Below are 10,320 nucleotides of genomic sequence, written 5' to 3'. Positions count from 1 at the left end.
CTGGTGTAAATGTTACTGTACCATCAGAAGCTACAGCATAAGTTCCTTCACCTTCTACAACATATTTTCCATTTGTCAATTCTAATCCATAACCATCTTCACTTACTAATTGTGCTGGTGTTTGATCATCTAAAGGTACTGTTTTTGTTTCACCATTTACTGTAGCTTGACCTGCTGCAAATGTTGGCTGTCCTGTTTGAACGACACCTTGAACATCTGTTGTTTCTACTGGTTGTGCTGTCGGTTTCACTGGCACAATATGCGGACGATATGTTGTTTGTACTGGTGTACCATTAACATCTTGTGCTTGTACTGTCACAGCTGGCACGTCATCTGCATACATTTTATCTGATGGCGTAAATGTTACTGTACCTGTTGTATTGTCAATTGTATATGTACCTAAAACATTAGTAATACTATCAACTAATTGACCTTTATCTACTAATTTGATACTACCTTCCTTCATAGGTACTCTTTCATGACCTGCTGTAAATGTTGGTGTACCTGTTTGTGTTGCACCTTGAATATCTGTTGATTCTGTTGGCTGTGCTGTTGGTTGAACTGCTGTTACTGTTGGTGTATATGTTGCTTTTACTTTAGTACCATTTTTATCTTGACGTTCTACATAAACAGCTTGTGCTTTACCTACAAATTGTGGTTCTGGTGTGAATGTTACTGTACCATTTGGCGCTACTTGATAACTACCTTGCCCACTAACTATATATTTACCATCTGTTAATGCTAAAGGTTGACCTTGTTCGTTAACAAGTTGTGCTGGTGTATTGTCATCTAAATCTACTGTTTTTGTTTCACCATTTACTGTAGCTTGACCTGCTGTAAATGTCGGTGTACCTGTTTGAACAATACCTTGAACATCTGTTGTTTCTGCTGGCTGTGCTGTTGGCGTTACTGGTACGACTGTTGGTGTATATTTCGCACGTACTTTAAGTCCTACAACATCTTGACGCTCTACATAAACACCTGCCGCTGTACCTGTATATTGTTTGTCTGGTGTAAATGTTACAACACCTTCTGGTGTTACTTCATAAGCTCCAACACCATCAACAACGTATTTTCCATCCATTAATACTAAATCTTGACCTTGTTCATTTACTAACTTAGCTGCCACATCAGGATTAATCGGTACACGTTTTTCAATATCATCTACTTGCCCAGTACTATCCATAAATGTTGGTTGACCTGTTTGAACAGCACCTTGAATATCTGTTGTTTCTGCTGGTTGTGAGTGTGGTGTTAATGGCACGATTTGTGGTGTGTAAGTTGTTGTTACTCTTGTACCATTTATATCTTGAGTTTGTACATGAACTGGTTGAACTTCACCAACATATAATTTATCCGTAGGTGTAAATGTTACATCACCTGATTGTTGATTAATAGTATATTCACCAACTTTTTGACCATTGTCACCTAAAGCATCTAATGGTGTATCATCTTCTATCGCTTGTCCATTAGCATCAACTAATACAATTGAACCAACTAATGGTACTCTACCATGCCCTGGTGTGAATTGTGGTAACCCAGTTTGTGGTACACCTTGAATATCTTTTGTTATTGCTGGTTCTGCTGTTGGTGTTACTCTCGTTACTGTTGGCACATATTTCGCTTGTGCTTTTGTTCCATTTAAATCTTGTTTTTGTACATAAACACCTTTTGCTGTACCGACAAATTGTGGTTCTGGTATAAATATGACATCTCTGAAATCATCGTTGACCGTATATTTTCCTTCACCAGACACAACAAAATATTTTCCATCTGTTAATGTTAATTCATGACCATCTTTATCTACTAATTTTGTCGGTGAGTTGTAATCAATCTCTACTGATTTTTCAACACCATTTACATTCGCTTGACCTGGTTTAAAGATATATCGACTGTACTGGATCATTCCTTGAATATCTTCTGTTGTTGTATCTTCTGCTATTGGTGTGACTGGAATAATTCTTGGTGTGTATGTTGTTGTTACTTCTGTACCATTTTGATCTAACACTTTAACAGTTACAGCTGGTACCTCACCTGCATATGTTTTATCAGTTGGTGTATAGGTAATATTACCTGTAGCACTATCTAATGTATATTCACCGATTTTTTGTCCTTGTGCATTATTTACAGCTACTGGTGTACCATTTGCTACTTCTCGCCCATTATCCATTAATTTCATCGTACTATTATCAATTGGAATACGTTCATCACCTGGAGCAAATGTTGGATGACCTGTTTGTGTTGCACCTTGAATATCTTCTGTTGTTGCTGGTGTTGCTGTCGGTACAACTGGTATCACAGTTGGTGTATATTTCGCACGTGCTTTTTTACCATTAGTATCTTGTTTTTGTACGTAAACACCTTGTGCTTCACCTGTAAATTGTCTATCTGGGGTAAATGTTACTGTACCGTCAGCATTAATTTTGTACTTACCTTCACCTGGTTCTTCATAAGCACCTTCTGGATCTAAATCACGTGCTGTTCCATACTCATCCACTAAAATCGGTGCGACATTTTCATCAATTGGTACAGATTTTTGTTGTCCATCAATTGTCACTGTACCTGGTGCAAATGTTACTGTACCTGTTTGTGCGACACCTTGAATATTTTCTGTTGCTGCTGGTGTTGCTGTTGGTGTTACACCTACGATAAGTGGTGTATATGTTGTCGTTACTGACGTACCATTTTTATCTTCAGCTTTAATACTTACTGGTTTAACCGTACCTGTATAAAGTTTATCTGTCGGTGTAAATGTTACTTGCCCTGTTGCTTTATCTAAAGTGAATTCACCAACTTTTTTATTTCCTTGAGTAACAGCATCAACTCGTTCAGCTGGTTGGTTATTACTGTCTAATAAAGTTTTACTATTATCTTTAATAGGTACTTCATTATGTCCAGCTGTAAATGTTGGTGTACCCGTTTGTACCGCACCTTGAATATCTTTAGATATTGCTTCATTCGCTGTTGGAATAACAGCTGCTACAGTTGGTGTATACGTCGCTGTCGCTGCTGAAATAATTAAATTACCATCTTTATCTTGCCCTAATTTTGCTGTTAATTTAACTGTTGCAACTGGTACAACACCAGAAAATTGTGGTTCTGGTGTGAAAGTTACTTGTCCTGTTAATGTATCAATAGCATAACTACCAATTTTATTACCATTTTGGATTACATCGTAACTTTCAACTAAATCACTACCATTAACTAATTTTGCTGGATATTCTGCTGTCGGAGAAACAACTTGATCAGTGCTCGTTTTAAATAATGGTGTTGCTTGTTGAACTTTCCCTTGTATATCAGTTGTAACTTTATTTTCACCATGAATATCATCACGTACTGTAATATAGTAAGTCGTTTGTCCTTTAGCACTATTAGCACCTGCATCAGTTCCTGATTCTGTACCATTTACTGTGGCATCAACTTTATTACCATTACTATCTAATACATCTACTACAACTGTATAAGTTCCTACTTCTGTTAAAGTATAAGGTTTTGCCGGATATGTTTTAAATGGTGCTTTATCATTAAATTCTTGTACTTGGCCACTTGGAGAAGTTACCGTTATTTTTGTAATATAAGTGTCTTTTTGATACTTATCATCTTCTGGATCATTAGTCATTACATGCGCTTCTGTTTGTGATTTCAAATCAACTGTTGTGCCTACACTTGAATTATAACTTGTTGAGGCAGCAGTCGGCATTTGATTTTCAATTGTTGCTTTATCTTCTGTTGAAATTTCTTGTGCAGCAACTTTACCTGTAAAACCTGAATCAGTAGAAATATTCCACGTTGTGCCATCTTTTATTGCTGTTACTGTACTACCATCAGTTGATGTCCATGTATCAGTCAATTTATTATAGTTAATTGTTGTGTACATCGCATCACGATCACCACTTGCAGCATGACCTTTATATTTAGTTGGTGTTCTTGTAACATCGTTTACAGCTGTTACAGTCGCATTCTTCTCTAAATAGTCAGCTTTAGTCGCATTCGAACTACCTTTACCTACTTGGTCATAAGTTTTAGAATACTCATAAATATAATAATCTGTTGATCCATCTAATTTCGTTTGGCTAAACACTTGGCGTTTAACAACAGTTGCTGTATTACCATTTTCTGTTACTTCCACTGCATAATTTTCTGGAAATTCCCAGTGACCCGTTGTTGGATTAAAAGTCGCTGTATGTTTTGTGCCACTAGCATCTGCCAATTCTACATTATTACGCATTAATATAGCATTAACATTTTCTGCTTTAGCTACAACTGTAATATTATCAACACCTGCTGTTGCTGTTGCTGTATCATTTACTGGAATATTAATTTTAGATCCTGCATTCCCTAATTCAGTACCTTCTACTGCTGCCTTGTTTGTTCCACCTGCAGCAACTACCCATTTACCTGCTTCATTTACTGCAATATTTGTTGTTGTACCATCTGGCATTGTTAATACAGCTGAAGAAGCCCCTTGTGAAATAGTCACAGGTACTTGTTTTGAATAAGTTTCAATATTTAATACTTCTACTTTTGGTGCCACTGCTACAGTTAAATTAGAATGTGCTTCTTGACCAAATTGAGTCCAACTAGTGTTATTTGATGTATTCGTTAAATCATAATCTTTAGCAAATACCGGTACTGTATAAATACCTGCTGTAGTTAGAGTACCTGTAATATTTCCAGTTGTTCCGCTATAAGTTAAACCAGGAATTACTTCATCAGTAGCTGTTGCTGTACTATTTTTACCACCAACACCTGTTAAAGCAGGAATTTTACCAATTTTAGCATTGTGTTCACTACCATCTTTTGTTGTAACTGTTATTGTTTCAGAATCACCATTATGTGTACCTGCTCCTGACAAATCATTGTATTCAATAGATTTTTCAATATTATCTCCAACTTTTTGTGTCATTAATGAATCTTTTGCTAAAATAGTTGGTGCTTGCGTATCTTGCCACCCTATCCATCCAAAACCTAAATCAGTAGAAGCAAATTTATATGTTTCATTATTATTAGAGATATAAAATGTTGTTTTTAAGGCTTGTACACCTGTTTGTAAATTAGATACAATTTTCCCTTCAATTGTATCACTCTCTTTATTGTACACTAATCCAGATGGTAAATTATATGCTTCAAAACCAACAATTGACCACCCAGCTTGTGTAGCTTCATCCGTTAATTTCACTCTTTTTTTAACATTAGGAATATAAACTGATTGTCCTTGTTCATATGTATAACCATATAAACCTGTTGCTAAAAATTCATAACCACCATTTGAACCCATACCTTGATAAGAAGAAGCAATAGATTTGCCGCTTGGTTTTAGCTTTCCTCCCCACATTAACGCCTCATTTTGCAATTTTTTATACTGCTCACGACTTAAAGGATAATCCAAACGTCCATTAGCATTTTGTTCATTTCCATTAGGATTTTCACTCTCACCATCTCTTTGAAATGATTGTACATAAAAACCGACACTATCTGCCATATCATTTTTATTAACAGAGCTATATCTCAATGCTTTCGCTTCTTCTAATGTTGTTGAGCCTTGATTTGCTTTAGTAATTTGCAAATTAGTATTTGTTTTTGCAATAAATTTTGTTTTACCGGTCACTTGGTTTCGAGTAATATCTGAGTCATCACCTGCTGAACGTAAGACAGGACCTGTGCCATTAGCTGCACGGAACTTATTGATTACTGGTGCGGGTGCTTCAGCTGTATCTGTTGATTGGTTTGACGATTGTTCTTTTATTGGTTGTTCAACCGTTTTTGGTGTTTCTTTTGTTGCTTGTAGAGTTTCTTTTGCAGCTTCTGCTGTTGGTACAGCAACTTCTTTTGAAGTTTCGTTTACTGGTGTTTGTGCCGCTTCTTTGACTGGATCTGTAACTGGTTGTTCTGTAGATTTAACTCGTTCAGTTGTTGGCACAGTTACTTCTTTTACTGGTTCAATTGTTGGTGCTACAACTTCTTTAGATGCTTCAGTTACGGTTGCTATGACTTCTTTTGAAGTTTCAACTGTTGGTAATTCTTGTTGTGGTGTTTCAGAAACTCCTGTTGATGAAGATTCTGCTCGTTCACTCTTTTCTATAATTTGTTCTGAGGCTTGTGCATCCATTGAGTTTGCTAAAAATAACAACCCACCGACCATAATCGACGCCGTACCGACTTTAAACTTTTTAATTGCATACCTATTAACGCGTAATGCATTTTTTTGTTGATATAAATGTTTATTATTTTTTCCCATATATATACCCCTTTTATGAAAATTACTAAAAATATAACTGTTCATAATAAATGATACTGATTTAAACTACTTATGTCAATTATTTCATAGTATAAAAATGTATATTTTTATTAATGATAATATATGATACATTTTTAGATATTTTGTATAATTATAACGTTTTATATACATAAAAACCGATTGATTTTATCATCATTACAAAAAAACTTGTTAATAAAGCATCAAACGTTGTTTTATTAACAAGTATCTTCTAGTTATAAAAAACTTCTTTTAAATATAAACCGCAAGCGGGTGCTCTATGTCCAGCTTTATCTCTATCTTTTGCTGCAAGAATAGTTGGTACTATATCAGGTTCATATTTACCGTGACCTATTTGAATTAACGTACCAATAATAATTCTGACCATATTGTATAAGAAACCATCACCATTAATTTCAAAATATAACTCATCCCCACGTTGATCGAGTGTAAACCAATGAATTGTTCTGACCTTATTATCAACAGAACTATTTTTAGAACAGAAAGAAGTAAAATCATGTGTGCCTATAAAATACGGCATCGCTGCTCTTACACGTTCTACATTTAATCCAAATGGATAATGTGCCACAGTTTCTGTTTCAAAGGGTGATAATATTTTTGCTATTGATAAACGATAAGCATAAGTTTTAGCCACGACATCATAACGAACATGAAAATCATCTGCTACATAATAAGCATCTATAATTCTAATATCCTTTGGTAATTGTGCATTAAAACTTCTAACCCAACCTTGTGGCTCAATATTTAATGATGTATCAAAATGAACAGGTTGTGCTAAAGCATGTACGCCTGAATCTGTTCGCCCGCTCATATGTATACGAACAAATTGCCCTTTATGTATTTTTTTTAAAATAATTTCTAATTCATCTTGAATTGTTTGACCATTTGGTTGTGTTTGAAAACCATTATAATTTGTGCCTTTATATTGGCAAACTAAAACAACACGCATAATTAACCTCTCACTAATAATAAACTCATCGTAAAAATAACAAAAATGATGGCTGCCATTATATCAATTGAACGATATTGTAGACGACGATATTTCGTACGACCTTCATCTCCCTTATAACCACGTACTTCCATAGCCAATGCTAAATCTTCCGCACGATTAAATGCACTCACAAATAATGGGACTAACATTGGCACAATAGCTTTGATACGTTGTTTTAATGAGCCGACTGTTATATCCGAACCACGTGACATTTGTGCCTTCATGATTTTATCCGTTTCATCAAGTAATGTCGGAATGAATCTTAAAGAAATAGATAACATCAAAGCAAGTTCATGCACTGGAAATTTAATTTTTTTCAATGGTGATAACAAACGTTCTGTCCCATCTGTAATACTAATTGGCGAAGTTGTTAATGTTAAAACAGAAGTCATTAATACTAATAGAATTAATCTAATCGCAATAATAATTGCTTGCATAACACCGTTATGTTCTATTGTAATACCCTGCCATGCTATATAAGTGTGACCACCTTTAGTAAAGAATAAATGTAATAATGAGGTAAATGCTACTACAAATAAAATTGGCTTTAAACCATCAATTAAAAATTTGATTGGAAGCTTAGAAAGCACAATTGTTAAAACGACTAATGCAATGATGACTAAATTACTCCACAAATTATTCGCTAAAAATACAATGATAATAAAACAAAAACTTAAAATTAATTTAGTTCGAGGATCTAGCTGATGTATTAATGAATTGCCATTAACATACCTACCAAAAATAACTTTATCAAGCATGTTCTTCCTCCTTCTGATAAGCCACTAACAATTGACTAAATTGTTCTAGCGTCAAAGCAATTGCTGGTAATTTTATATTAAGTTGTTGTTCTAATTGTCTTTGAAATTGTGTGATTTTTGGTGGTAATAAATCATATTGTGCTAATTGCTGATCATTAGATAAAATTTGTGATGTTTCACCATCTAAAACTAATTGTCCCTTATACATCACTTTAATTGTATCAGCGTATTCAGCGGCATCTTCCATTGAGTGTGTCACCAAGACAATCGTTAAATTCATTTCTTTATACAGACGATAAAATAATGCCATAATTTCTTGTCGACCTCTTGGATCTAATCCAGCTGTTGGTTCATCTAATACTAAAATTTCTGGTTGCATGGCTAATACACCACAAATAGCTACTCGACGCATTTGACCACCTGATAAATCAAATGGTGATTTTTCTAATATATTTTCTGGTAAACCGATTAATTTAATTAAATTTTTTGCACGTTCAGTAGCTTCGGCTTCAGACACACCATAATTAAGTGGGCCAAAAATAATATCTTTAAGTACAGTTTCCTCAAACAATTGATGTTCTGGAAATTGAAATACAACGCCGACTTTACGGCGTAAATTTAATAAATTACCTTGTTTTTTATTAAGTTTTTTATTTGCTGTTACAACACTATCTCCAATAGTCACTGTTCCTGATGTCGGTTGTAATAATGCATTTAAATGTTGTAAAAACGTAGATTTTCCCGAACCTGTATGACCAATAACAGCTGTATAACTTTGTGATGGAATATTTGTTGTAATATCGTATAAAGCACGTTTTTCAAAAGGTGTGCCTGCACCATAAGCATAATTTACTTTGTTGAAAGTGATTTGCATAATTGCGCTAACACTCCTTTCTCAGTGGGATTCATCAATGCATCATAATTTAAGCCGTGTGCTATTAAACTTTGTTGCAGACGATATTCAAAAGGTAAATCTAAACCTAGGTCAACTAATTGTTGTCCTAACGAAAACACTTCTTGTGGTGTACCTTCTGCAAATTTTTGGCCTTTATTCATCACTAAAACATGATCGGCACGTGCTGCTTCTTCTAAATCATGTGTAATAGAAATAACCGTTAAATTATTTTCTTGACGCAATTGATAAATTACATCAATAATTTCTTGTCTTCCTTCAGGATCAAGCATTGCTGTGGCTTCATCTAAAATAATTAAATTCGGTCTTAAAGCAATGACACTCGCAATGGCTACACGCTGTTTTTGTCCACCAGATAATTTCGATGGTTCTGCATGTTTGAAATCTTGCATTTTAACTTTTACTAATGCATCATCCACTCTTTGATGCATTTCCTCATATTCAATACCTTGATTTTCTAAACCAAAAGCAATATCATCTTCTACCGTTGCACCTACAAACTGATTATCTGGATTTTGAAAAACAATACCTACACGTTGTCTAACATGTTCAACATTTTGAACATCTATTACTTGATCATCAATTATAATTTGACCTTTGGTAGCAAAATTAACTGCACATAATAATTTAGCTAAAGTACTTTTTCCTGAACCATTATGACCAACAATGGCTACCCATTGACCTTTTTTAATTTCAAAAGATAAGTCTGAAATGGCTAAAATAGGTGGTTCTTGCTGTGATGAATCATTTTGTTCATGATAACGAGCAGGATACTGATAACTCACATTTTCTAATCTAACTATGCTCTGCTGAGTCATTTCTCTTCTCTCCTTAAAATAAATTACCCTTAATTATATCATAACTATATAAAATAATGTTAATAATAGAATTAAGAAAATATTATTAATCCTTATTTTTATTATGAACTTGATATCTAAGTCTATATAAAAAGAGTGAGCCACCCTTTAATATGGTTGACTCACTCTATTTTTACAATATGAAATATTGACTTTTTCTTATTGTTGTTTACGTTTTTTTCTTCTTAAACCAAATGCTGCTGCTAATAAACCTAAGCCGGCAACTGTTGTGTTTGTCGAAGTCATTCCCGTATTTGGTAATTCTTTAACAACTTTACCAAGAGGTGCTTGTGTTGTCGTATCGTTTGTTGACACATCTGATTCAACTTTTGTTACACCTTGTGATTTCACTTCTGTTGTTGTTTCTTTTGTTGGTGTTGTTTCTTTTGCTGCAAGTTTCGTAATTGTCATTGGCACTTCTATGACAACTTTTGAACCATCTGGGTATACAATTTCTACTGGAATTAAGTAATTTCCTGGTTCTGTTGGTAATACTGTGCCTTCTACTAACTTAACAATTGGTT

6 protein-coding genes are annotated in these 10,320 nt (G+C 34.3%); all 6 read right to left on the bottom strand.

Annotation, left to right across the window (positions count from 1 at the left end; all coding sequences use genetic code 11):
• Positions 1-6,238: YSIRK-type signal peptide-containing protein (locus AC5EAH_RS06780; RefSeq protein WP_493494020.1), on the bottom strand; the 6,238-nt coding region annotated here is incomplete at its 3' end.
• Positions 6,239-6,488: 250 nt separating this feature from the next.
• Positions 6,489-7,226, bottom strand: a complete 738-nt coding sequence (gene truA, locus AC5EAH_RS06775) for a tRNA pseudouridine(38-40) synthase TruA (protein WP_493494019.1) — start codon at positions 7,224-7,226, stop codon at positions 6,489-6,491.
• Positions 7,227-7,228: 2 nt separating this feature from the next.
• Positions 7,229-8,026 carry an energy-coupling factor transporter transmembrane component T family protein gene (locus AC5EAH_RS06770; protein ID WP_493494018.1) on the bottom strand — a complete coding sequence of 266 codons (798 nt, stop codon included), beginning with the start codon at positions 8,024-8,026 and terminating at the stop codon, positions 7,229-7,231.
• The gene (locus tag AC5EAH_RS06765) at positions 8,019-8,900 is read right to left on the bottom strand and encodes an energy-coupling factor ABC transporter ATP-binding protein (protein WP_493494017.1); all 882 of its coding nucleotides are present in this window, start codon (positions 8,898-8,900) and stop codon (positions 8,019-8,021) included. Before AC5EAH_RS06765 ends, AC5EAH_RS06770 begins: the two co-directional genes overlap by 8 nt.
• Complete coding sequence (locus AC5EAH_RS06760) at positions 8,876-9,757, bottom strand: energy-coupling factor transporter ATPase (RefSeq protein ID WP_493494016.1); 882 nt, start codon at positions 9,755-9,757, stop codon at positions 8,876-8,878. The genes AC5EAH_RS06765 and AC5EAH_RS06760 overlap by 25 nt, the downstream gene beginning before the upstream one ends.
• Before the next feature lie 198 nt (positions 9,758-9,955).
• On the bottom strand, positions 9,956-10,320 hold a 365-nt coding region (locus tag AC5EAH_RS06755), incomplete at its 5' end, for an LPXTG cell wall anchor domain-containing protein (RefSeq protein WP_493494015.1).

The organism is Staphylococcus sp. B1(2026), from assembly GCF_058895785.1.
Note: the sequence above shows the minus strand (reverse complement) of the source record. Positions and strands in the feature narration are given on the sequence as shown.

Excerpts from the sequence above, each read along its gene's own strand:
- AC5EAH_RS06760 (WP_493494016.1), bottom strand. The coding sequence starts at position 9,757 with ATGACTCAGCAGAGCATAGTTAGATTAGAAAATGTGAGTTATCAGTAT.
- truA (WP_493494019.1), bottom strand. The coding sequence starts at position 7,226 with ATGCGTGTTGTTTTAGTTTGCCAATATAAAGGCACAAATTATAATGGT.
- AC5EAH_RS06765 (WP_493494017.1), bottom strand. The coding sequence starts at position 8,900 with ATGCAAATCACTTTCAACAAAGTAAATTATGCTTATGGTGCAGGCACA.
- AC5EAH_RS06770 (WP_493494018.1), bottom strand. The coding sequence starts at position 8,026 with ATGCTTGATAAAGTTATTTTTGGTAGGTATGTTAATGGCAATTCATTA.